Here is a 22,345-nt window from a genome sequence, read left to right on the forward strand (position 1 = left end):
TGGTGGTGAGTTTTTATTTATTGGTATAATTGTTTGGAAATAAAATTTTTAAGTTACGGTTTTCCGTAACATTAGAACTAAAAAAAAAATAAAATTTGTTTTCTCATAAATAATTAGTTAAAAACCAAAAAGTAAGATACTATGAATTTTAACACTCCCGAAATAAATGGGTTTATAAATGATTATGTTAGCAAACTACGTCAAGGCACAGCAACTATATTTGTTGGAGCGGGTATGTCTAAATCCGCAGGCTTTGTTGACTGGAAAGGTCTGTTAAGAGATTTAGCAACAGAACTAGGGCTAGAAATTGATGAAGAACCTGATTTAATTTCTATTGCGCAGTTTCACAAAAATAAAAATAATAACAGGAATCGAATTGATGAAAAAATCGTAAATGAATTTATCGATGCTGATATTGAGACAGAAAACCATCGTATAATTGCTAGATTGCCTTTCAATACAATTTGGACAACAAATTATGACGATTTAATTGAAGATGCTCATGATAAAATACTAAAAAGAGTTGATATAAAAAGTGAAGTAGACGATTTATTTATTAATAAAGATAATAGGGCCTGTACATTATATAAAATGCATGGTGATAAAGATAAACCCTCTAAAGCAATTTTATTAAAAGAAGATTACGAAAAATATTATTATACTCATGAGCCATTCGTATCAATTCTAAATTCTGAATTAATTACTAAATCATTTTTATTTATAGGATTTAGCTTTACGGATCCAAATATAAATTACGTTTTTGGTAGATTAACGCATCGATATAGTGATAGAAGCAAAGATCATTATTGTATAATGAAGAGAACATCTTTGAGCGATTGGAACAATAATGAAGTTAAATTTCAATATGAAAAAATAAAACAAGATTTGTTTATCAAAGAACTTGCTCGCTATAAAGTACAAACAATTTTTATTGAAAACTATAATGAATTAACTTCAATACTACAAGAAATTGAAAAAAGATATAATTCACATTCCATCTTTATTTCAGGAAGCGCTCAAGAATATGGAGATTTTACTCCCCTTGAAGCGCAAAATTTCATACATCTACTTTCAAAAGAAATTATTAAAGCAAATTTAAGAGTTGTGAATGGTTTTGGACTTGGCGTAGGCAGTGCAATAATAAATGGTGCACTCGATGCTATTTATTCAAATCCAAAAAAATATACAGAAAATCAATTGTTATTAAAACCTTTTCCGCAATTCCAATCAGGTGGAAAGACATTAGACCAGCTTCGGGAAGAATATCGGTACAATATGATTTCCCAAGCAGGTATTATACTTATAATCTTTGGAAATAAACAAATTGATAATGACATTCTAAATGCAGATGGCGTTAAAAAAGAATTTGAAATAGCCATGTCGAAAGGTTTAATACCTATTCCCATTCACTATACTGGCTATATCGCTAAAGAAATTTTTGAAGAAATATCTAATCAATTTGATAAATATCATTTATCTGAAGAGATATTTAATGATATAAAAAAAATTAAAATTGAAAAAGACAACTTAGAAAATGCTGCAATTAAGATAGTTTCAATCATCAAAAAAATAATAAAATAATGGGAAGAAAAATTTTTGTTTCGTATAAATATGCTGATACCAGTGTAAAAGACTTAAATATTTATGAAGAAGATTTTTTTGGCAGAAAAATGAAGGTTCAGACCAAAGCTCGTCATTATGTTGATAAATTATCCCTAAAATTAGAATTAGGGGATAATATTTATAAAGGAGAAGATGATGGCGAAAGCTTAGCAAACTTTTCAGATGAACATATTGCTTCAAAGCTTAGAGATAAAATTTATGATAGTACAGTTACTATTGTCCTTGTTTCTAAGGGAATGAAAAATATTTTTGAAACAGAAAAAAATCAGTGGATGCCTTGGGAAATTTCCTATTCTCTCAAAGAAATAACACGAAATGGCAGAACAAGTTGTTGCAATGGAATGTTAGCTGTTGTATTACCAGATGAATGGGGTAGTTATGAATATTACATTACTAACAATTCTACTTGCAATTGTCGTTCATTAAATAGCGATTTCCTATTTAAAATATTGAGTGACAATATCTTAAACGAAAACAATCCAATTACAACCAAATGTAGTGATGGAAGCACAATTTATCATGGCGACAGTAGCTATATCCAATCGATAAAATGGGAAGATTTTGTTGGCAATATAAAATACTATCTAGATAAGGCAATAGAAATTAGAGACAAAAAAGAAAACTATAATATAACCAAAAATTTAAGATAGACATGAGTTTTATTTCAGAATCACAACTTAGAAACCAAAGGCGATCTATAAAGACTTTTCAAAACTTAAGTGAAAGTTTAAAGTCTTACAAAAATGAAAGTACTACTTACAAAACAAAAATATTTTTATCTCACAAACATGACGAAGGAGAAAAATTAGAAGGTGCTATTTCTTTATTAAAGAATTTCGGCGTAGATGTATATGTAGATTGGTTAGACGAAGGAATGCCTAAAAAAACTTCTGGACAAACTGCAGTAAGAATAAAGCAAAAAATTAAAGAAAATCATAAATTTATACTATTAGCAACTGAAGAGGCAATTAATTCAAAATGGTGTAATTGGGAATTGGGTTTAGGTGATGCTGAAAAGTATATTGAACATATAGCCATTTTACCTATTGAAAAAGATCACATTAGTTTTTCTGGCAACGAATATTTACAAATATACCCTTACATTTATCAAATAGATTATGCACAAACATTTAAAGGGATATATCGATCGTCAGGAACTTACGTTGTTTATCCTGAAATAAATGGGAACAACAAGGTAATTCCTATATCTGAATGGTTAAGAAATAGATAATTCGCAATACAAATGCTCATAAATACAAACAAAAAAGAGACTTTCTTTTCCAAAAGTCTCTTTTCTATTTTTACAATATCCTATAAAATTATTTCTCTTTCAACAACTTCTCCAAATACTCCACTTTCTCCTTCTCCGCCTGAACCAAACGCTCATAAAGTTCTACAACTTTATCTAGAGGATTAAATGAACAAGTATTATTTTGACCAAATGCACCATTACTATTTGCAAAATTAGGTTCGTTAAAAGTATTAAAGTAATTGAATACTCCTTCATCACTAAAATTCTTAATAGTTTCTACAGAAACGCCTAAAGCTTCGGCAATTTTATTGAGTCTTTCGTCGTCAATGGTTTCGCTTCCTTCAAGAGTAGAAACATATTGCTGGCTCATGCCAAGGGCAATAGCTAGCGCTTCTTGTTTCATACCTCGAAACTCTCTAATTCGGCTAATGTTTCTGCCTATATGTTTTGGTTTTGTTGCTGTGCTCATAATTCAAAGATATTTAAAATTCTTTAAAGTTTTTTATTTCATTAAAACCTTTCTCTGCAAACAAAAGTATAACTTTTCGTACAATCTAAAAATAGATTAAAAATTTACTTTGTACTAAATCTAATACAATATCATAATCGCGAATCTCAATAATAATAAGCGGTTTCTGAATCTTAAAAATACATTTCCGAATTATTAGACAAGTGCTCACGTATTCAGGTTTGCGATTTTGTTAATTTTTTTCTTAAAAAAAATAGCGATTCCAGTAACTTTTCCTACTTAATTCTTTAAATTCGCGACAAACCAACCCCTAAGCTATTTAAAAACCAATGTCCATTTTTAATCTTTTTAAAAGATCTACTATAAAATGTCCAAGATGCCTTGGAAAAAGATTTGTTGATTGGGATGATATCCGCCGTTTAAACCGACAATTAAAATGGGTTCCTGCACCATGCGCTTATTGCGATGCAACGGGAAGAGTCCCCAAAGAAATGCTTTCAAAAGTTTCTGTAGATTGTATGTATCTAACGATCGATTTGCCAGAATCTGTAATCGAAAAAATTAGAGAAGGCGATCCTGAAACAATCGAAAAAGGAAAGAGACGCGAACTTTTTGTAGATCATCTTATAAAATATTCAGAACACCACTACCTTACTGAAAATCTAGATGCCGAAAGTATTGCCAATTTATATTTGAAATTTGAAGCAGAAAAAGCGCCTTTTGCTGTAACCAAAGAAGAATTAATAAAATACATTCAAGGCGTAATCGAACTCAAAAAAACGGTATTACAATAACATTTCCGGCACAACTACTCAAAATCTTAAACTGTTTACAAAAACAGGTAAAAACACCTATAGCCACAATTTTATTTAGTGGTAATATTGCATTGAATAATTTTTAGTTTCTAAAAAAAGCTTCTAGAGAGCTTCTTAATTTTTTGTCACTTTTTTTTTGGAACAGAAAGTGGGATTTCAAATCGCTGGTACCGATTGGAAATTTCACTTTTTTTTTGTTTCTCTAACTACCTATTTTACCGCAAAGAACGCAAAGAATTACGCAAAGTTCGCTAAGTTTTTTTGAGAAGTTTTTGAAGACGCAAAGCTTTATCTACACAAAGCTTTGCGAATTTTATTTCAACATAGCCCGTGGTTTCAACCACGGGGACACAAAGCATATCTCAATTCATCTCTGAGCATCCCGCGGTTGAAACCGCGGGTTATATTTGAATATTAGATAGTAATTAGAATCTTTTTTAAAACGCAAAGTTCGCAAAGTTTTTCTCTCGCAGATTTAGCAGATTTAAGAGATTTTGTTTTATCTGCTTAATCTGCAAAATCTGCGTGAAAACTATGTTGCCATAAAGCTTTGCGAACTTTGCGGTTTCATTAAGTCTTTAATTAAAAATTCTTAGCGCTCTTTGCGTTAAAAAAAACATCACACATAAAGCCTAAAATCAAATTTCAGGCTGTATTTTTGCGTTCTGTAAATGCCAAGAAATTAAAGTCCAAATGACTAGAGAACATTATATTCCGTTTAATAAAGAATTTTTACTGGAACAGCAAATTTTAGCTTTTGCTGAAAATCCAGATAAGGTTAGCGATTTTAAGAAATTGTTCGAAATTATCGAACATTATTATCATTACGAATCTTTTAACCTAAATAGAAATCTAAAACAGCATTACGCGCTCTACGATCCAGATTTAAGCGAAAAAGAACGTGAACAGTTTATCAATAAAAGCAATTTTCCTGTTTTTAAAGAAACACTTCTCAAAGTTTTAGAACGCGGCAATTACTATAGAATCGATCAGAAAGCATTAAACGAAGCTTTTGACGAATCTGATTTGATCGGGCTGAATCTTTCTATCGATTTTAATGCTTTTAAAGATTTCGAACTTTACGCACGCGGACATCATAAAGCTAAAGAAAAGATCAAAAAATACTTTTTCTGGACCAAAGAAGTTGAGATTGAATATTATGATCGTGTTCTCATTTATCTGAATTATAGCGATGCAGATTATCTTAAAGAAAAGAAAGTCAAATTGGGCAAAATGCCTATTGATCCAGGTTCTATTGCTTTAAAAATCTTTAAGCGTGTTCCTAAAAACGATCTCGAAACGGTTTTTCCAAATGCCATTCCGAAAATGTCTCTAAAGGATAAATTATTGCTTTGGGTTCCGGGTGTTTTTGGTGGACTTTCTCTATTAAGTGCTAAAGTGATTCCTGCTTTAATTAATATGTACGAAGCCTATCAAACGGGCGAAACAATAGATTTATTAAACAGTAAAACTTCTTTAAATCAAGGTTTAATTGCACTAGGAATTTTAGGAGCATATTGTTTTCGTCAATACAACAATTTCATCAATAAAAAAATCCGTTATTCTAAAACGCTTTCAGACAGTTTGTATTTTAAAAATGTCGGAAACAACAGCGGAGCATTTTATTCTTTACTGAATTCTTCTGAAGAAGAAGCTTTAAAAGAAACGATTCTTGCCTATACTTTTTTGCACGAAAGCGAAAAATCTTTAACAGCAGAAGAACTAGACAATCAAATAGAATCTTGGTTTAAAACCCAACTAAATACCGACTTAGATTTTGATGTAAACGATGCTTTATTAAAATTAAAAAGCATTGGTTTAGGAATAGAAACTAATGAAAAATGGAACGTGATTCCGCTCAATGAAGCACTTGTTGCTATTGACGAATTATGGGACAATGTTTTTCAGTACAATCAGAATGTCGATTCTTTAAAAAATTAAAAATGTATACTTACAAATGTTCTTGCTGCGGAGAAGTTTTTGATGAAATGCCTTTGTGTTTCGGAAATGAATTTCCTGCCTATTATTTTGCCATTCCGCCCGAAGAAAGAGAACAAAGAATTGAATACGGAGGAAGCTGGTGTTATATCGACGAAGAACATTTTTTTCATCGTGGCAGGTTAACTATTCCTATTGTAGATTATCATGAAGATTTGGTTTTTAATGTATGGACTACGATAAGCGAAGATAATTTTTGTTTGAGAATGGATTTATGGGAAGATCCAAACCGAGTAAATCAAGAGCCTTATTTTGGCTGGATGCAGACAGATGTGCCAACTTATGGCAAAACTATTTCGCTTAAAACAATTGCAATCGAACAAGATTTAGGTTTAATTCCCGAAATAAAAATGATCGAAGAAAATCATCCTTTAACTTTAGATCAGGAAAACGGAATTACATTAGAAAAAGCCATTTCTATTGTCGATCAAATAATGAAAATACAGCACGGTAAAACCTAAAAGAAATTTCATTAGATTTACGCATCTAACCTTAAAACCACAAAAAATGAGAACATTAGATCAATGGTTTGCAGAATATGCCGTAAGTCATCAAAACCCAAAAAACAAGGCAATACATTATATTTGTGTACCTGCTATTTTCTTTTCAATCGTTGGTTTACTTATGAGTATTCCGAGTACGATAATCTCCAATACATTACAATTAAATGCTCCTATTATCGAAAATTGGGCATTTCTCGTTTTGCTTTTTGTTCTTGTTTTCTATATCAGATTATCAATTGCAATGGCTATTAAGATTGCCATTTTTTCTATTCTTTGCCTAATTGTAAATTACTACATTTCGCAACTTTTTCCGTTGTGGATTTTCTCGCTTATTGTTTTTGCTTTAGCGTGGGTCGGACAATTTTACGGACATAATATTGAAGGCAAAAAACCTTCGTTCCTAAAAGATCTTCAGTTTTTATTAATTGGCCCAGCTTGGGTTGTAGAGAATTTGTTTTCGAAAAAATAAAAACAGAATGAAAGCATCAAAAACAAGTAGAACGGCGCAATACATGGCCTTCTTTAGAGCGTTGGAAACAAAACGTAATGAAAACGAAAGATTGTTTTCAGATCCTTATGCCATACATTTTATAGATTCAAAATTGAGGCTTGCTGTAAACTTGTCTCCATATCCGTTTTTTAGAAAATATATTGGCGACATTATAAACAAAAAGATTCCTGGAGCTCTTTCATCTGGAATTGCAAGAACAAAATACATTGATAATTTACTAGAAAATGCAATTTCTAAAGGAGTTGAACAAGTTATAATTTTAGGTGCCGGATTTGATACCAGAGCGGTTCGTCTTGGTTTTCTAAAATCGATTCCTGTAATAGAAATTGATCATCCGAATACTTCAAATTTTAAAGCTGAAATCTATAAAAAACGTATTGGCAAGATTCCAGAAAACGTGACTTTTCTTCAAATTGATTTTAATAAAGAAGATCTCAATCAATTGGCTACAAAACACCATCTAGATTTTTCAAAACCTACAGCTGTAATTTGGGAAGGCGTTACGAATTACTTGACCGAAGAAGCCGTGAAAAGCACTTTTTCTTTTATCTCAAAATTTGCCAACAACAGTCATATTATTTTTACTTATGTACATAAAGATATTCTTCAAAATCCTGATTCTTTTCTAGGCGGAAAAAAATTGCTGGAAGATCTAGAAAACATAGAAGAACACTGGACTTTTGGATTGCTTCCAGAAGATGTGCCGAACTTTTTAAATCAGTTTGACATTAAACTTTCAGAAGATTTGGGTGCCGATGAATATCGCGAAAGGTTTCTACCTGATCGCTCTGAAAAAGGTTATGAATTTTATAGAACCGCAATTGGAGTAAAAGATTTAGGCCACTCTTCTGCAATCTAAAATTTTGATTGTCTAAAATTATTTGCGTTTTTATGCTAATATTTTCTTAATAAAAATCGTACAAAGGCAACATTGTATAATTTAGCATTCGTTAAAATTTAAGAAATCATCAATCAAAAAACCAAAAACAAATGAAAAAAACTATTCTTTTATTACTTCTCACAATCTTTAACATTGCTTTTTCTCAAAGCGGAAAAATCTATTTAAAAGATAATAATTTTAATGTAGGTAAACCCAATACCTATATTTACGAACCTCCGCAAGGTATTCTTATAGAAGACAACGCCAAAGCAAATATTTTATCTATTACCTCTACTGATTTTTCTTCTGAAATAAGTCCGTTAAAAAAAAGTGGAAAACGTTTTGAGTTTACCACAAAAGTTTCTGATTCTGTCAGAGTGATTCTAGTAACAATAAACGATTCAAAAAAGATTGCCGATAGCAATAACGAAAAAGGCTATTCTGTTCTACTAAAAACAGAAAATGACACTGAATTAGGAAAAAGTCTAGTAGACGAAGTTTTCGTTAGAAGTAATGGAGGTTACTTTTTTAAACTAAAATCGAATTCAAAGCCAGAAGAACTAATTGCCGAATATGACGCAATATTTGCAAAATATCCGAAATTAAGAGACGATAAAGTTTCTTTGGAGTATTTGTATACTAAAAAATCTATCGATAAAGAACAAGGAACAAAAGACCTAATTGCCTTTGCCGATAAATGTGTAAAAAGAAATACCGAAGATTATCTAACTACCGCTTATTATATTTATAATTCTAATAATGAAACCCAAGATCAGGCAATAAAATTGAGAAAGGAAATTTCAGAAAGATATCCTAAAAATAGAATTGATGCTATGGATTTTAGGAAAAATTTCTATGATCAGCCTGATAAAACTGAAGCTTCTGTCTTAGAAAGCCTTAATACATATAAAACAAAATTTAATGATACTTCAAAAAGATCTTTAAATTCTTTTTATTCTGTTTTGGCATCTTTATATCTAGACAAAGAAAATTGGGAAAAGGCCATAGCTTGCGAACCTTATTTAGTTCTTCCAGCAGACACATACAATAATTTTGCTTGGGGTAAATCTGGAGGAGATTTAACAATGCCTGTAAAAAATATTGATTTTGCCACGAAAGTTTCTAAACGATCATTAGACATTCTTGAAGCTAAACGAAAAGAATGTTATAATGCCAATTACAATGATGATTTTAACATGTATGCAGATACTTACGCGCTTCTGCTATACAAACAAGGTAAATATGACGAAGCTTTTAAATACCAAAGCGAAGTTAAAGCTCTTAACGGATTGGACGCTGGAGGTAAAGAACGCTATCTAGCAATGCTTGACAAAGTAAAGAGTAAAGACGAAGTAAAAGCTTATATTGAAGACGAAATTGGTAAAGGCAATACATCGCCTGCATTTCTTGCTAAACTAAAAGAAATTTACATTGAAAAGAAATTACCTATGGCTGAATATGATGCTATTCAGCAAAAAACAGAATTATTAGCAAAAGAAAGCAAAAACAAAGATCTTCTTGAAAAATTTGGAAGTAAAAACGCCATTGATTTTACTTTGAAAAATCTAGAAGGAAAAGAAACAAAACTTTCAGATTATAAAGGAAAAGTAGTTGTTCTTGATTTCTGGGCAACTTGGTGCGGACCATGCAAGGCTTCTTTTCCAAAAATGCAGCATTTAGTGACTAAATATAAAGATAAAGATGTCGCTTTCCTGTTTGTAAATACTTGGGAAAATGGCAAAGAGGAAGACGTACTAAAGAAAGTTACTTCGTATATAACAGATAAAAAATTCGATTTTAATGTTCTTTTCGATTCAAAAACAGAAGTTGTCACCAATTACAAAATACAGGCTATTCCAACACGAATTGTAATTGACAAAACGGGTAATATTCTTGCTTATGATAATTCTAATACTGATCTAGGAGTAATCATTGATGAACAGTTAAAATAAAATGAAACTTTAAATAAGAAAAAGGACAAAAGATATCTTTTGTCCTTTTTTTATGATTAAAATATACTTTAAATATTTTTATATTAGCAGAATAAACCCAATTATAAAATGAGAAAAATCTTCGTAATGATTGTTTCTGGAATTTTACTTTCAGCTTGCAAACAAACAGACAACAAAAGCATTTCTGACAAACAAGAAATAAAGAAAGACAGTACCAAAGTTGAAGGCTCATCAGAAACAGTAAAATCAGATTTGGGATTATTGGAGCAATTTTCTAAAAACAAAAATGAAGTTATTCTCAAATTAAAATCGATTGCTAATAAAGAAGCCGCTAATGCATTGTATGAGAAATATTGTGAAGAAAATAATGTTTTGCTGGGACAGATCGAAGAAAAAGAATCAGGCGTATTAGATAAATTTTACAATGAAGAGAAAAATGCTAAAAAAGAAGTGAAACTTTTAGGCGACGAACTTTCAAAACATCAGTTGGAGTATTTTGAAATTGGAGAAGGATATGTTGAAATTGAAACGCTTCCTGATTTTTATTATAAGATCTTCAAAGATTATGTAACAAACGATTACAAAGATTATTTGTATCTGAAAAGTGAAGAAAACAAAACACTTTATTCTGCAGATGCTGGGCTTGTTATTTCTTTTAAAGAGCTGGGAGACAGAATAATTTCATGGGAAAATTTTATGACAAAATATCCTGATTCAAAATTGATTCCATCTGTAAAAGAAGAATACAAAAATTATCAAATGGATTATTTAGTTGGTCAAGATAATACACCGACTGCCGAAAGAGCGACAGATGAAAAATATATTTATCCAGAAAACATTCAAGAGTTTGACCGTTTTGTAAAAAAATATCCGAAAAGCCCAACTGCACCTTTAATAAGTTTATTTAAAGAAAACTTCAAAAATGAAAAAATCTTTGATCTGATAAGGACTGAACAAGATAAATTGTAAATCTGAATTACAAATATTTAGCAATAACCAATATGAATACAGAAAATAAGAACCAACCTATTACATTTATTTTTTGGGTCGTAGCCATCATTTTAGGTGTAACCTTATACAAGCAATTTGATTTTAAGAATCTGAAATTTGAGAATCCGGCAATGGCAGTTATTTATGGTATTGTCTTTTTATTTTCGGTTTACTATATTTTTAAAAACTCTAAAAAGCAACCAAAGTAAATTGTAAGCTTGAAAAGAAATGCCGTATATTATGAATAAAATACTTTTTTTACTATTACTTTTTACTGCTTTTTCTTTCGCGCAGGAAACAGATAAAAAGAATAAAATAATCTGGGGATTTGTTTTTGAAGATCATTTACTGCCTGCACAAGTTGAAGTTAGTGTGAAAGGAACAGATTTGAAAACGTTTACAGATGCAGATGGCAAATTTAGTATAGAGGCAAAATTAGACGACGTTATAGTTATTTCGCCTTTCGGAGAAAGACCGATTGAAATTACAGTAACCGAAAAAAATTGCTACACAGCTCACTTATTCAGAGACACGGGATTGTACTACTATACTAAAAAAGCTGCTAGGATGGTTAAAAAAATAAGACGCAAAGCAATGCGAAAATACAAACAAGGTTTCTATGATTGCGACGACTAATAAATAACAAAGCTTTATACAACATTTATATTTGAACCATAAAAAAAGCCTGAGAATGTATATTCTCAGGCTTTTTAAATTTTATAGTGACCTTGACGGTACAGAATTCGAACCGCTTAATGGAAGATTTGAAGATTTTGGTTGATATTTAAATGTTTAGATTCTACTATTTTCTCTTTCATTTATTTCTTCAATTGCACTTTGGATAAAATATTTCAAATCATTACTTCTTGTTTTTTTAAACTCTCCTTCCAATGTTTCTAATGACTTTATTGTTCCAGTAGATCTAAGGGTTGCACAAATCATACCTTTAGTGTGCTGATCGCTAGTCTTTAATTTTAGTATTAAAATTTCTTCTAAATCTTTGTGCTCTGAGTTTTGTAATGCGTCAAGTGCGTCAATCCTATTCTGATATGTTCCATTTAATAGTAATTGTTTAAGATAGTCAATATTCAGAGTGGCAGGTTTTTTCAACTTTTTAAGCCTGCTTAAAACAGTTGTTATTACTTTTTCTTCGTCAGTTTTTTTAAGTTCTGAAATCAAAAAATCAAAAAGTTTATAATCTTTACAGTTTACACATAAACTGCTTAAACATCTTAAAACGTATTGTTTATATTGAAAAAAATCTTTGTCTTTGAGTAATTTTATGAGTTCCGGTTTTAAGTTTATATCACTTAATTCATCAGAAATCCTATAAGCATACCAACTAGGAAAATCTTTGCTCTCAAAAGATTGATCTCGTTTCTGCCTTTTAATTATGTTATTTGAAATAGGTTTGTTATTTTCCATTTCTATAATCAAAGTCTTTAACTCAGAGTTCTTTAATCTAGCTATTAGATTTTCTTTATCTTCCTTAACTTTTTCATCTAAACTTTTAAATAGACCAAATAACATACGCTTTTTGATAATATTTCTGATTTTAATCACTTAAACTAATGAGTTTCTCAATGGATTTAAGTAATCCAGTTGTTTCTCTTCAAACAATTCTTCTAATGCCTCACAGCCATACTCAATTTTATAATCTCTTTCTACTTGTGTAATAGGAATAAGCCAGTAACAATGAATTATCTTTTCTTCAAATTGAAAAATTTCTAGATTATCTCCGTCAAGATAAGGTAATGAAATAAATGCATGGTCACAAATAGAATTGTCAAGCCAAGGCCTTCCAATATTTGAGGTATGATGAATATTAAATGGTGTCAATCTGTGATGAGAAGCATGGACAGTCAATAATTCAACCAAAGAATTATCTTGTCTTGGAGAATAAATAACTAACTCAATTAAGTTATCATCCATTAAATCGGCTGACATTCCAACAGTACAATATGTCCACATGTTGTGAATATTATTTGGAGCAAATTCTAAAACGAAGAACTCAGGATGGGTTTTCCATGTAGGACCTATTTCCCATTTCATTTTTTTTCCAACAATTCCAAAATAGGAATTGTAGTGATCGGTTAATTTCGTAGAATAATTCTTTTGCATTAGCTTTTTATAATGAAACAGAGTCAATTTTTGACAAAGTGAACTTAATAACTTTATCTTCAATATGCAAATAATAATGTTGTTCTAGAAATTTGGAGACTTGACGGAGTTCGAACCAAAATTTGCCGTAAACACTGATATTGAAAAAAAATAAAATTTTAGAAAATAATTTTCGAACCAAAAAAAGCCTGCAAAATATACACTTTGCAGGCTTTTATTTTCTGTAGTGACCCCGGAGGGGTTCGAACCCCCAACCCTCAGAGCCGAAATCTGATATTCTATCCAGTTGAACTACGAGGTCAAAAATATTTAAATTTCATTTTTTTTAAATTCCAAATTCCAATATTAAACTTGGAATTTGGAATTTTTTTATTGAGTTTTCCAATTTGGAATTTGGAATTTGGAATTTCTTTATTGGAATTTAAAAATTACGAAAGTAATTTTTTCACAATTGTAGAAATGGTTTTTCCTTCAGCAGTTCCTCCTAATTGAGCAGATGCTAATCCCATTACTTTACCCATTGAAGCAATTCCAGAAGCTCCTGTTTCAGCAATGATTTTTGCAATTACAGCTTCTACTTCTTCTTCGCTTAATTGAGCAGGTAAAAACTTCTCGATTACAGCAACTTGAGCCAATTCTGGTTCTGCCAAATCTGGACGGTTTTGTTCTGTAAAGATTCTTGCGCTTTCTTTACGAGTTTTAACCAATCTTTGAAGTAATTTAATCTCTTCATCTTCAGATAAATCTTCTTTTGATCCTGAAGCTGTTGAAGCCAATAATAATTCTGATTTTACAGCTCTTAAAGCTTCTAAAGCTACTGTATCTTTTGCTTTCATGGCCGTTTTGATTTCGTCCATGATTTGTGTTTGTAAACTCATGTTTATATTTTATTTAAAATAAGCCAAAGCCTATTAATTGATATATTAATTTGGCCCTTCGACTTCGCTCAGGGTGACAATAAGATTCACTTTAAAAACCTATTTCGGAAGTCAAATTTTGAAATTCTGTGCGAAGATAAAAAAAATAACCCGAAAATTAAATCCAATTTTCGGGTTACCAAATATTATGATTCTAAAATTAATCTACGTTATCGTGCAAAAATGAATTGTTTGAACGTAATTGCAAATCGTTATTACTGTCTGTTCCAACAGAAATTCTAGAATTTGTATTGTTAGATTGAGAATTAGATAAATCTATTCCTAATCTTTTGTATGCTGGTTCTTTTTCCAACTCATCAATTCTAGAAACATTGTTATGGAATTTATAGTTAAACTCTTTTAGTTTCTTTCTTCTTTCTTCAGCTCTTAAACGTAATGTTTCTTCAATAGTCAATTCTAAAGGAGAAACTTCAGAAGTTGTAGAAATATCAGGCTGACTAGTAAAATCTGGTCTTGGTTTTAATGTGATATTCAATTCCTCTGGAATTGTATCTTCAACTACTTTTTCAACAGGTTTAGAAGCCAATAAATCATTTTCAACTTCCATATATTCTTCTAGAGAATATTTAATAATTCCGTTATCTGAAACTTCAGTTACAGGAACAAATTGAACTGGATCGTTTACTTTAATATCACGAGTTTCATTTGTCAATTCAAACAACACTCTATTATCTTCAACAACTGGCTCTCTTTTTATAGGCTCTTGTTTGAACAAAGGAAGATCAAAAGAAAAAGTGGTTTGTTCTTCTCTTTCAAATACTCTTTGCTGCTGCACAGGTTGTTGTTGCACTGGCTGCTGCATCATTGGTTGTTGCAATTCTCTTGCTGCTGGTATTTCAGGAGCAGAAATTGTAAAATCAATATCTGTAATTGGCGAAACAATTTCGAAAGTCACATCCAGATTTTTGATAAACTCAGACATAACCACTAACTCTTCCTGATTGATAGCTGGAGCAACAGCCTGAACTGGAGTCGGAGCAAATGTTTCGTCATCATCAATTAAATCAAAAACTACTTTATCTTCAACTTTTGTTGTTGGAGTATCAACAGTTAAATCGAAAGATGCAAGCGGTTTATTCGTTAGATTATGAACACTTCTTTGCTCATCTTCTAATGTATGAATGATTTTCTTTGGTTCTGTATTTACAATTTCATTTTGTTGTTCTACATCAAAACCTGTAGCAATAATAGTTACAGCAATGGCTTCGCCAAGACTTTCGTCTTCACCAACTCCCATAATAATATTTGCATTGTAACCAGCTTCGTCTTGAATGTGATCGTTGATTTCTCCGATTTCGTCTAGAGTAATCTCATTAGTTCCAGAAACGATAAGCAACAATACGTTTTTGGCACCCGTAATTTTATTATCATTCAACAATGGAGAATCCAAAGCTGAAACGATAGCATCTTTAGCTCTGTTTTCGCCTTCAGCTACAGAAGACCCCATAATAGCAGTCCCACTGTTAGCCAAAACAGTTTTCGCGTCACGTAAATCGATATTTTGAGTATAGTGGTGCGTAATTACTTCAGCAATACCTCTAGAGGCAGTTGCCAAAACTTCATCCGCTTTAGAGAATCCCGCTTTAAAACCAAGATTTCCGTATACCTCTCTTAATTTATTGTTGTTGATTACAATTAAAGAATCGACTTGCTTACGCAACTTCTCAATTCCAATAATAGCTTGCTCCTGACGTACTTTCCCTTCAAATTGAAACGGAATCGTCACGATACCAACTGTCAATATTTCTCTTTCTTTTGCTAATTGCGCAATTACCGGAGCTGCACCAGTTCCAGTTCCTCCACCCATACCAGCAGTAATAAATACCATCTTAGTACCACGGTCCAACATTTTTTCAATGTCTGAAATACTTTCGATTGCTGACTGCTGTCCAACGTCTGGATTTGCTCCTGCTCCTAGCCCTTCTGTTAGATTAACTCCTAACTGAATCTTATTCGGTACCGAACTATTTTGAAGCGCTTGCGAATCGGTATTACAAACGATAAAATCTACGCCTTTAATACCTTGTTTAAACATGTGGTTAATTGCGTTACTACCGCCTCCACCTACACCTATTACTTTTATTACATTTGATTGATTTTTTGGTAAATCAAATGAAATACTTCCAAATTCTGAGTTGCTCATCATCTTTTTGGTTTTTTAATTCTTATTAAGTACATTTTTTACTTCTTGACTTGGGGCAAGAAATAATCCTTCTCTTTTTATTATTCTGCGTTGTCTAAAAATTCTTTGATTTTGTCGACATATCGATCAAAAAATGATCTTCTTATTTTTGTTTCTGTAGATTCATTTTTAGGAGCCTTCTGTCTTACAACTTCTTCAGGCTCGTCAATAGTTTCTACTCTTTCAACGTAGTTTTCTTCAACTTCGTATCGCTGCACTGGTGGAGCGGTTCTATAAACAATTTTTGGTTGATCTTGCACCATTTCCATTCTAACAGCACTTTGCGAACTGTTTTCGATACTATTCATTACCAATCCTACTGCAGTTGCATACAATGGGCTAGAAATTTCTTCTCCTGAGTTTCCTGCCAAATGCTCGTTCGGATATCCTATTCTAGTATCCATTCCTGTAATATACTCTACCAACTGTTTGATGTGCTTTAATTGTGCACCACCACCTGTTAATACAATTCCGGCGATTAGCTTTTTACGAGGATCTTCATGTCCGTAAGCTTTAATTTCTGCGAAAACTTGTTCTACAATTTCCACAACTCTTGCATGGATAATTTTAGATAAGTTTTTAAGCGAAATTTCTTTTGGCTCTCTTCCTCTTAAACCTGGAATCGAAACGATCTCGTTATCTTTATTTTCACCTGGCCAAGCAGAGCCAAATTTGATTTTTAAAAGTTCAGCTTGTTTTTCGATAATCGAACAGCCTTCTTTGATATCATCTGTAATTACATTTCCTCCGAAAGGAATTACAGCTGTATGGCGAATAATACCGTCTTTGAAAATAGCCAAATCTGTTGTTCCACCACCAATATCGATAAGTGCAACACCAGCTTCTTTTTCTTCCTGACTTAAAACTGCATCAGCAGAAGCTAATGGCTCTAATGTCAAACCAGACAATTCAATTCCTGAACTCTGAATACATCTTCCAACATTTCTGATTGAAGATGCCTGTCCAACTACAACATGAAAACTAGATTCTAATCTTCCGCCGTACATACCAATCGGTTCTTTAATCTCAGATTGCCCGTCAATTTTAAATTCTTGTGGCAATACGTGAATAATTTCTTCTCCTGGTAACATCGCCAGTTTGTTTACCTGATCAATTAGAAGTTGAATATCATTTTCACCAATTACTTCTTCTGGATTATTTCTGCTGATATAGTCAGTATGCTGAATACTTCTGATGTGCTGTCCGGCAATACCCACAACCACATCTTTAATTTTATAACCCGAATTATTTTCTGCTTCGAGTATCGCTTGCTGTATCGATTGTATCGTCTGCGTAATGTTGTTTACTACTCCTCTGGCAACACCCAAACTTTTGGATTTGCCAATGCCCAAAATCTCCAACTTACCATATTCATTTTTTTTGCCAATCATGGCAACGATTTTGGTTGTTCCAATATCTAGACCTACTGCAATGTTATCTTTTTCCATTTTCTATTATTTAGTGCAAACTACTTGTTCCGTAAACCTAAGGTCAATTTTTTTGTATTTGTATAACGAACTATCTAAAACTGCTTTTTGAAAGAAGGCTTTATAGTTTCTAAATTTCTTATCAACATTCATCGTTCTTCCGAAATCTATGAAGTAATCATAGTTACGATTAAACATTTTTAAGCTTCCATTCGGCATAATCTCTATAGCAATGATGTTTTTTCTCAAAAACGCATCGTCATAAATTGTGCGAAATAAAGCTGCTAAATCTTCGTTATTTTTTGCATTAATTGCCCCTGAAACAAGAGGAACTCTCGCAGTGAAATTGTCTGATAAGGGCATTTTATTACCCTCATAGTCAATATAAAAAGAAGTGGCGCCATCATAAACTCTTGCTATGGGCGTCTTCTGTTTTACTACTGCTTTTAGAACTCCATCAATACTTACAAAAACATTTGACTTCTCAATCATGTCTTGCGTATCGAGGGTTTTTTCTATCTTATTCAAATCTACTTCATCTTTTCTAATACTGGAAGCGTCTCTTTTATTTTCTATCAACAATTTATTAACCGTTTCCGGCTTTACAAAAAGCGTATTTTCTCCTACAAAAACAACCATCGATTTTTTCAATTTTCGATCGCCATTTCGATGTTGTGCGAAAGAATACAGAAACAAAACCAGTCCGAAAATAAGTACTAATCTAATATTTGTCCAATTAAATATTTTCATTTAAAACCTTTTTAATTGACGGAACCATTTCTCCCAAATCACCAGCTCCAATTGTTACAATAATAGGTGCATCACTGGCTTTGATTTCACCTAATAAATCTTCTTTTGCAACAATTTTTTTGTTCGAATTTGTCATTTTACCCAAAAGCCACTCAGAAGTCACTCCTTCCATTGGAAGCTCTCTAGCAGGGTAAATATCCATCAAAAACACTTCATCAAACTGCGATAAGCTTGCCGCAAATCCATCAACAAAATCTCTTGTTCTACTAAACAAATGCGGCTGAAAAATTGCCAGAACTTTACGGCCTGGATACAATTCTCTAACTGCTTGATGAACAGCGTTTATTTCTGTTGGATGATGTGCATAATCATCAATATATACTAAATTTTCGCTCTTAATCTGATACGAAAAACGTCTTCTAATTCCGTTGAATGAAGCAATGGCTTTTGCAATAGAATCGGTCGGGGTGCCGAAAGTTTTAGCCATCGCAATAGCCATCAATCCATTCATTAAATTGTGTTTTCCTGGCAATCCGAAACGTAAGTCCTTCATGATTTCTGACGGCGTTTGCACATCAAAAACATAAGCCCCGTCTTCGATTCGAACGTTATAAGCCTTATATACAGCATCTTCATTTATAGCACATTGAACACCGTCTAAAGGCAATTCTTTGGTTATAAAAAGATTATTTTTATCTTCTACTTTTGAAGCAAATTCTCTAAATGAAGCCTGAATGGCGTCGCTAGTTCCATAGATATCCAAATGATCTGCATCCATAGAAGTCACACAAGCAATATCTGGACGCAAATGCAAAAACGATCTGTCAAATTCGTCTGCTTCTACAACTGTTACTGTTTTTCCGCTTCCGATTAAATTAGAATTATAATTCTCAACAATTCCTCCTATAAAAGCCGTTACATCAGCACCACTTTGAAACAAAATATGTCCCAAAATACTAGACGTTGTAGTTTTTCCGTGTGTTCCAGCAACTGCAAAACAGAAAGTATCTCTACTTATAATTCCGAGAACTTCGGCACGTTTTTTAACCTCAAAATGCCTTTCGACAAAATAATTCCACTCAGAATGTGTTTTTGGAACCGCTGGTGTGTAAATTACTAACGTATTTTCAACATAATAATCTGTTGGAATCAAATTTATATTATCTTCAAAATGAATATCTATACCACTTTCAATCAATTCATTAGTTAGCATAGAAGGTGTTTTGTCGTAACCTGAAACCTGTTTTCCAATAAACTTGAAATAACGAGCCAGAGCACTCATTCCGATTCCTCCGATACCAATAAAATAAACGTTTTGTATTTGATTTAAATTCATAATTGAGTCTTAATGTCTTAAAGTCTAAAGTTTTTAAAGTCTCTTAACTATATGTCTTCAGCTTTTTAATTTTTCTATTTAATTAACTTCACAATTTCTGCTACAATATCTTGTGTCGCTCTTGGTTTTGCCAGTTTTTTAATATTATCACTTAGTTGTTTCTGTTTTCCCGAATCTTTCAGCAGCGCTTCAAAAACAATGCTAAACTGGTTGTCAAGCTCAGATTCTTTCAACAAAATCGCACCTTTTTCATCTACAATTGCTTGCGCATTTTTAGTTTGGTGATCCTCAGCTACATTAGGTGATGGAATAAAAATTACTGGTTTTCCAACAATGCATAATTCTGACACCGATGAAGCACCTGCTCGTGAAATTATGACATCTGATGCTGCGTAAACAAAATCCATTCTTTCAATAAAATCAACCACTTTTACATTTGACTGATTGTACTTTTTATATTCTTCAAAATACAATTTCCCGCATTGCCAGATTACCTGTACATCTTGCGAAAGAAAATTTTGCAATTCTTTTTCGATTAACTGATTGATTCTTCTGGCCCCTAAACTTCCACCTAAAACCAATAACGTTTTTTTATTCGGATCTAAACCATAAAAAGCAATTGCTTCATCACGTTTGCTTTCTATATCTATTAAATCCTGACGAACTGGGTTACCGGTTAAAACAATTTTCTCTTTTGGAAAAAAGCGTTCCAAGTTTTGATAGGCCACACAAATTGCATTTGCTTTTTTGCTTAACAATTTATTCGTTATGCCAGGAAAAGAGTTTTGCTCTTGAACCACTGTCGGAATTCCTGCCGAACCTGCCGCCTGTAATAAAGGCCCGCTCGCAAAACCACCCGTTCCAATTACAACATTAGGCTTAAACTTTTTTATTATTCTTTTTGATTCCAATAAACTACTTGCGAGCTTAAGCGGAAACATCAAGTTTTGTAATGTCAATTTTCGCTGTAAACCAGCAATCCAAAGACCTTTTATTTCGTAACCTGCCTGAGGCACTTTCTGCATTTCCATTTTATCTTTGGCACCTACAAAAAGAAATTCTGCATCAGGAAATTGTAATTTTAATTCATTTGCAATTGCAATCGCAGGATAGATATGTCCTCCTGTTCCTCCTCCGCTAAGTATGAATTTATACTTTGTCATCTTTCTAAAAATTACAACTTTTTAAAATTTATTCTTTTTTAATTTTATTTATTCAAAACCGCATTCATTGGGTTTCTTGAATTGTCTTCTATCGAATAGGCAGGCTCTTGCTCATAAATCTCTTGAGGAATCACATCATCTTCTGCCAACTCTTTATCAATTAATCGCTGTAAAGCTTCTTTTCTTTTTTCTTTTTCTAATTTCTCTTCAGCGATTTCATCTTCTTTTTTCGTTACACTAATGATAATTCCAAGTCCAAGACAAGTCATCCAAATCGAACTACCTCCACTACTTATTAATGGAAGTGTTTGTCCTGTAACCGGCAATAATTCTACTGCAACCGCCATATTAATCATGGCCTGAAATATCATCGGAAAACCGACACCGACAACAACTAATTTCCCAAACAAAGTAGGTGCTTTATGCGATGCAATCACAAATCTGAACAAAAGCAACAAATACAAAACCACTATCGAAACCCCTCCTACCAAACCATATTCTTCTACAATAATGGCATAAATAAAGTCGGAAGAAGATTGTGGCAAAAAGTTTTTCTGAACACTTTTTCCAGGACCTAATCCTCCTAATCTTCCCGAAGCAATTGCAATTTTTGCTTTTTCAATCTGATAATCGTCTTCATCTGGCTTATCAGTTGTAAAGTTCGTAATACGACTTTCCCAAGTTGAAACCCTACTAAAGAATCTTGAATCTGGAAAAGCTTTTGCCACTAAAAGGAAAAATGCCAACATTGCAATTCCCGAACCAATGATAAAAGCAATATATTTTAATGGATACTTTCCAATAAATGTCAGCATTAAAACCATTGAAAAGATTAAGGCTGTTGTTGAAAAGTTCGCTGGTAAAATCAATATTAACGTAATAAACACTGGAACCCAAAGCTGAATTAACGAGGTTTGAAAAGGTTCATTTTCTTCTTTTGTTTTCGATAAATATCTTGCAACATAAATAAACAAAACAATAGATGCCAATGTTGATGTCTGGAACGTTATTCCAATAAAAGGCACCTGAATCCAACGGCTTGCATTTGCTCCCGCAATCACAGTTCCTTTTAAAAGTGTATAAATCAATAAAATCCAAACCACCGGAAGCGCAATTTTTGAAATTGCTCTAAAATAATGATACGGCACTCGATGCACCCAGTAAATGATTAAAAAACCAATACAAATATGTGCCAAGTGTTTTACCAAATAACCTAGTGTATTCCCCGTTCCATGCCCTATATAAGCTAAATTACTACTCGCACTAAAAACAGGCATAAACGAAAACAAAGCCAATAAAGCCACAAATGACCATATTACCCTATCTCCTTTTAGTTTGTTTACCAGCTCTTTCATAATTCTTTCGTTTCAGGTTATTCTTGTTTCAGTTTTCACGTTCCTTCTAACTCGAAACATGAAACTTGAAACTCTTTTTT

At 32.2% G+C, this 22,345-nt stretch carries 22 protein-coding genes and 1 tRNA gene; 12 read left to right on the forward strand and 11 right to left on the reverse strand.

The window, feature by feature from the left end:
• The first annotated feature begins 141 nt into the window (after positions 1-141).
• From JC605_RS00195 to JC605_RS00205, 3 genes are read left to right on the forward strand one after another with little or no spacing between them, the layout of a single operon-like run.
• Entirely contained in the window at positions 142-1,581 is a 1,440-nt protein-coding gene (locus JC605_RS00195; RefSeq protein ID WP_198854325.1) for an SIR2 family protein, read from the forward strand.
• Positions 1,581-2,273: a TIR domain-containing protein gene (locus tag JC605_RS00200; protein WP_198854326.1), complete on the forward strand. Its 693-nt coding sequence runs from the start codon at positions 1,581-1,583 to the stop codon at positions 2,271-2,273. The genes JC605_RS00195 and JC605_RS00200 overlap by 1 nt, the downstream gene beginning before the upstream one ends.
• Positions 2,274-2,275: 2 nt before the next feature.
• The gene (locus JC605_RS00205) at positions 2,276-2,854 is read left to right on the forward strand and encodes a toll/interleukin-1 receptor domain-containing protein (protein WP_198854327.1); all 579 of its coding nucleotides are present in this window, start codon (positions 2,276-2,278) and stop codon (positions 2,852-2,854) included.
• An 88-nt stretch (positions 2,855-2,942) separates the two neighbouring features.
• On the opposite strand, the gene JC605_RS00210 is transcribed toward JC605_RS00205, so the two are convergent.
• Complete coding sequence (locus JC605_RS00210; protein ID WP_008467125.1) at positions 2,943-3,344, reverse strand: helix-turn-helix domain-containing protein; 402 nt, start codon at positions 3,342-3,344, stop codon at positions 2,943-2,945.
• A gap of 329 nt (positions 3,345-3,673) precedes the next feature.
• Between JC605_RS00210 and JC605_RS00215 the strand changes: the two genes are divergently transcribed.
• The 9 genes from JC605_RS00215 (at position 3,674) to JC605_RS00255 (ending at position 11,629) form a co-directional block, all read left to right on the forward strand.
• Entirely contained in the window at positions 3,674-4,138 is a 465-nt protein-coding gene (locus JC605_RS00215; protein ID WP_198854328.1) for a hypothetical protein, read from the forward strand.
• 714 nt (positions 4,139-4,852) lie between these two features.
• Entirely contained in the window at positions 4,853-6,100 is a 1,248-nt protein-coding gene (locus tag JC605_RS00220) for a TMEM143 family protein (protein WP_198854329.1), read from the forward strand.
• Between the two features lie 2 nt (positions 6,101-6,102).
• Complete coding sequence (locus tag JC605_RS00225) at positions 6,103-6,618, forward strand: DUF2199 domain-containing protein (protein WP_198854330.1); 516 nt, start codon at positions 6,103-6,105, stop codon at positions 6,616-6,618.
• Between the two features lie 46 nt (positions 6,619-6,664).
• A complete protein-coding gene (locus JC605_RS00230) occupies positions 6,665-7,129 on the forward strand; it encodes a DUF962 domain-containing protein (RefSeq protein ID WP_198854331.1) in 465 nt (154 codons plus the stop codon).
• Between the two features lie 7 nt (positions 7,130-7,136).
• On the forward strand, positions 7,137-8,030 hold the full coding sequence (locus JC605_RS00235) for a class I SAM-dependent methyltransferase (RefSeq protein ID WP_198854332.1): 894 nt from the start codon (positions 7,137-7,139) through the stop codon (positions 8,028-8,030).
• Positions 8,031-8,161: 131 nt separating this feature from the next.
• Complete coding sequence (locus JC605_RS00240; RefSeq protein ID WP_198854333.1) at positions 8,162-10,003, forward strand: TlpA disulfide reductase family protein; 1,842 nt, start codon at positions 8,162-8,164, stop codon at positions 10,001-10,003.
• A 108-nt stretch (positions 10,004-10,111) separates the two neighbouring features.
• Positions 10,112-10,972 carry a hypothetical protein gene (locus JC605_RS00245; RefSeq protein WP_198854334.1) on the forward strand — a complete coding sequence of 287 codons (861 nt, stop codon included), beginning with the start codon at positions 10,112-10,114 and terminating at the stop codon, positions 10,970-10,972.
• A gap of 32 nt (positions 10,973-11,004) precedes the next feature.
• The gene (locus tag JC605_RS00250; protein ID WP_198854335.1) at positions 11,005-11,202 is read left to right on the forward strand and encodes a hypothetical protein; all 198 of its coding nucleotides are present in this window, start codon (positions 11,005-11,007) and stop codon (positions 11,200-11,202) included.
• 31 nt (positions 11,203-11,233) lie between these two features.
• On the forward strand, positions 11,234-11,629 hold the full coding sequence (locus JC605_RS00255) for a hypothetical protein (protein WP_198854336.1): 396 nt from the start codon (positions 11,234-11,236) through the stop codon (positions 11,627-11,629).
• A 156-nt stretch (positions 11,630-11,785) separates the two neighbouring features.
• On the opposite strand, the gene JC605_RS00260 is transcribed toward JC605_RS00255, so the two are convergent.
• From JC605_RS00260 to JC605_RS00305, 10 genes are all read right to left on the reverse strand, one after another.
• Complete coding sequence (locus JC605_RS00260; protein WP_198854337.1) at positions 11,786-12,523, reverse strand: hypothetical protein; 738 nt, start codon at positions 12,521-12,523, stop codon at positions 11,786-11,788.
• 33 nt (positions 12,524-12,556) lie between these two features.
• Positions 12,557-13,114: a suppressor of fused domain protein gene (locus JC605_RS00265; RefSeq protein WP_198854338.1), complete on the reverse strand. Its 558-nt coding sequence runs from the start codon at positions 13,112-13,114 to the stop codon at positions 12,557-12,559.
• Positions 13,115-13,341: 227 nt separating this feature from the next.
• Positions 13,342-13,415 (reverse strand) — tRNA-Arg (locus JC605_RS00270).
• Between the two features lie 127 nt (positions 13,416-13,542).
• Complete coding sequence (locus JC605_RS00275; protein WP_198854339.1) at positions 13,543-13,992, reverse strand: GatB/YqeY domain-containing protein; 450 nt, start codon at positions 13,990-13,992, stop codon at positions 13,543-13,545.
• Between the two features lie 199 nt (positions 13,993-14,191).
• Entirely contained in the window at positions 14,192-16,198 is a 2,007-nt protein-coding gene (ftsZ, locus tag JC605_RS00280) for a cell division protein FtsZ (RefSeq protein WP_198854340.1), read from the reverse strand.
• Positions 16,199-16,275: 77 nt separating this feature from the next.
• Positions 16,276-17,682 carry a cell division protein FtsA gene (gene ftsA / locus JC605_RS00285; RefSeq protein ID WP_198854341.1) on the reverse strand — a complete coding sequence of 469 codons (1,407 nt, stop codon included), beginning with the start codon at positions 17,680-17,682 and terminating at the stop codon, positions 16,276-16,278.
• A 6-nt stretch (positions 17,683-17,688) separates the two neighbouring features.
• Positions 17,689-18,411, reverse strand: a complete 723-nt coding sequence (locus tag JC605_RS00290; RefSeq protein WP_198854342.1) for a cell division protein FtsQ/DivIB — start codon at positions 18,409-18,411, stop codon at positions 17,689-17,691.
• Entirely contained in the window at positions 18,398-19,747 is a 1,350-nt protein-coding gene (gene murC / locus JC605_RS00295) for a UDP-N-acetylmuramate--L-alanine ligase (protein ID WP_198854343.1), read from the reverse strand. Before murC ends, JC605_RS00290 begins: the two co-directional genes overlap by 14 nt.
• A 74-nt stretch (positions 19,748-19,821) precedes the next feature.
• Positions 19,822-20,910, reverse strand: a complete 1,089-nt coding sequence (gene murG / locus JC605_RS00300; RefSeq protein ID WP_198854344.1) for an undecaprenyldiphospho-muramoylpentapeptide beta-N-acetylglucosaminyltransferase — start codon at positions 20,908-20,910, stop codon at positions 19,822-19,824.
• Between the two features lie 44 nt (positions 20,911-20,954).
• The gene (locus JC605_RS00305) at positions 20,955-22,265 is read right to left on the reverse strand and encodes an FtsW/RodA/SpoVE family cell cycle protein (protein ID WP_198854345.1); all 1,311 of its coding nucleotides are present in this window, start codon (positions 22,263-22,265) and stop codon (positions 20,955-20,957) included.
• Positions 22,266-22,345: the final 80 nt, after the last annotated feature.

This window comes from Flavobacterium sp. IB48, from assembly GCF_016405855.1.
Classification (GTDB): domain Bacteria; phylum Bacteroidota; class Bacteroidia; order Flavobacteriales; family Flavobacteriaceae; genus Flavobacterium; species Flavobacterium ginsengisoli.

What these genes read in the sequence shown, in the direction of transcription:
- JC605_RS00225 (WP_198854330.1), top strand. Translation starts at nt 6,103, where the DNA reads ATGTATACTTACAAATGTTCTTGCTGCGGAGAAGTTTTTGATGAAATG.
- JC605_RS00210 (WP_008467125.1), bottom strand. Translation starts at nt 3,344, where the DNA reads ATGAGCACAGCAACAAAACCAAAACATATAGGCAGAAACATTAGCCGA.
- ftsA (WP_198854341.1), bottom strand. Translation starts at nt 17,682, where the DNA reads ATGGAAAAAGATAACATTGCAGTAGGTCTAGATATTGGAACAACCAAA.
- JC605_RS00240 (WP_198854333.1), top strand. Translation starts at nt 8,162, where the DNA reads ATGAAAAAAACTATTCTTTTATTACTTCTCACAATCTTTAACATTGCT.
- JC605_RS00220 (WP_198854329.1), top strand. Translation starts at nt 4,853, where the DNA reads ATGACTAGAGAACATTATATTCCGTTTAATAAAGAATTTTTACTGGAA.
- JC605_RS00245 (WP_198854334.1), top strand. Translation starts at nt 10,112, where the DNA reads ATGAGAAAAATCTTCGTAATGATTGTTTCTGGAATTTTACTTTCAGCT.
- JC605_RS00255 (WP_198854336.1), top strand. Translation starts at nt 11,234, where the DNA reads ATGAATAAAATACTTTTTTTACTATTACTTTTTACTGCTTTTTCTTTC.
- JC605_RS00215 (WP_198854328.1), top strand. Translation starts at nt 3,674, where the DNA reads ATGTCCATTTTTAATCTTTTTAAAAGATCTACTATAAAATGTCCAAGA.
- ftsZ (WP_198854340.1), bottom strand. Translation starts at nt 16,198, where the DNA reads ATGATGAGCAACTCAGAATTTGGAAGTATTTCATTTGATTTACCAAAA.
- JC605_RS00195 (WP_198854325.1), top strand. Translation starts at nt 142, where the DNA reads ATGAATTTTAACACTCCCGAAATAAATGGGTTTATAAATGATTATGTT.
- JC605_RS00265 (WP_198854338.1), bottom strand. Translation starts at nt 13,114, where the DNA reads ATGCAAAAGAATTATTCTACGAAATTAACCGATCACTACAATTCCTAT.
- JC605_RS00290 (WP_198854342.1), bottom strand. Translation starts at nt 18,411, where the DNA reads ATGAAAATATTTAATTGGACAAATATTAGATTAGTACTTATTTTCGGA.
- JC605_RS00305 (WP_198854345.1), bottom strand. Translation starts at nt 22,265, where the DNA reads ATGAAAGAGCTGGTAAACAAACTAAAAGGAGATAGGGTAATATGGTCA.
- murG (WP_198854344.1), bottom strand. Translation starts at nt 20,910, where the DNA reads ATGACAAAGTATAAATTCATACTTAGCGGAGGAGGAACAGGAGGACAT.
- JC605_RS00250 (WP_198854335.1), top strand. Translation starts at nt 11,005, where the DNA reads ATGAATACAGAAAATAAGAACCAACCTATTACATTTATTTTTTGGGTC.
- JC605_RS00200 (WP_198854326.1), top strand. Translation starts at nt 1,581, where the DNA reads ATGGGAAGAAAAATTTTTGTTTCGTATAAATATGCTGATACCAGTGTA.
- JC605_RS00205 (WP_198854327.1), top strand. Translation starts at nt 2,276, where the DNA reads ATGAGTTTTATTTCAGAATCACAACTTAGAAACCAAAGGCGATCTATA.
- JC605_RS00235 (WP_198854332.1), top strand. Translation starts at nt 7,137, where the DNA reads ATGAAAGCATCAAAAACAAGTAGAACGGCGCAATACATGGCCTTCTTT.
- JC605_RS00260 (WP_198854337.1), bottom strand. Translation starts at nt 12,523, where the DNA reads ATGTTATTTGGTCTATTTAAAAGTTTAGATGAAAAAGTTAAGGAAGAT.
- JC605_RS00275 (WP_198854339.1), bottom strand. Translation starts at nt 13,992, where the DNA reads ATGAGTTTACAAACACAAATCATGGACGAAATCAAAACGGCCATGAAA.
- murC (WP_198854343.1), bottom strand. Translation starts at nt 19,747, where the DNA reads ATGAATTTAAATCAAATACAAAACGTTTATTTTATTGGTATCGGAGGA.
- JC605_RS00230 (WP_198854331.1), top strand. Translation starts at nt 6,665, where the DNA reads ATGAGAACATTAGATCAATGGTTTGCAGAATATGCCGTAAGTCATCAA.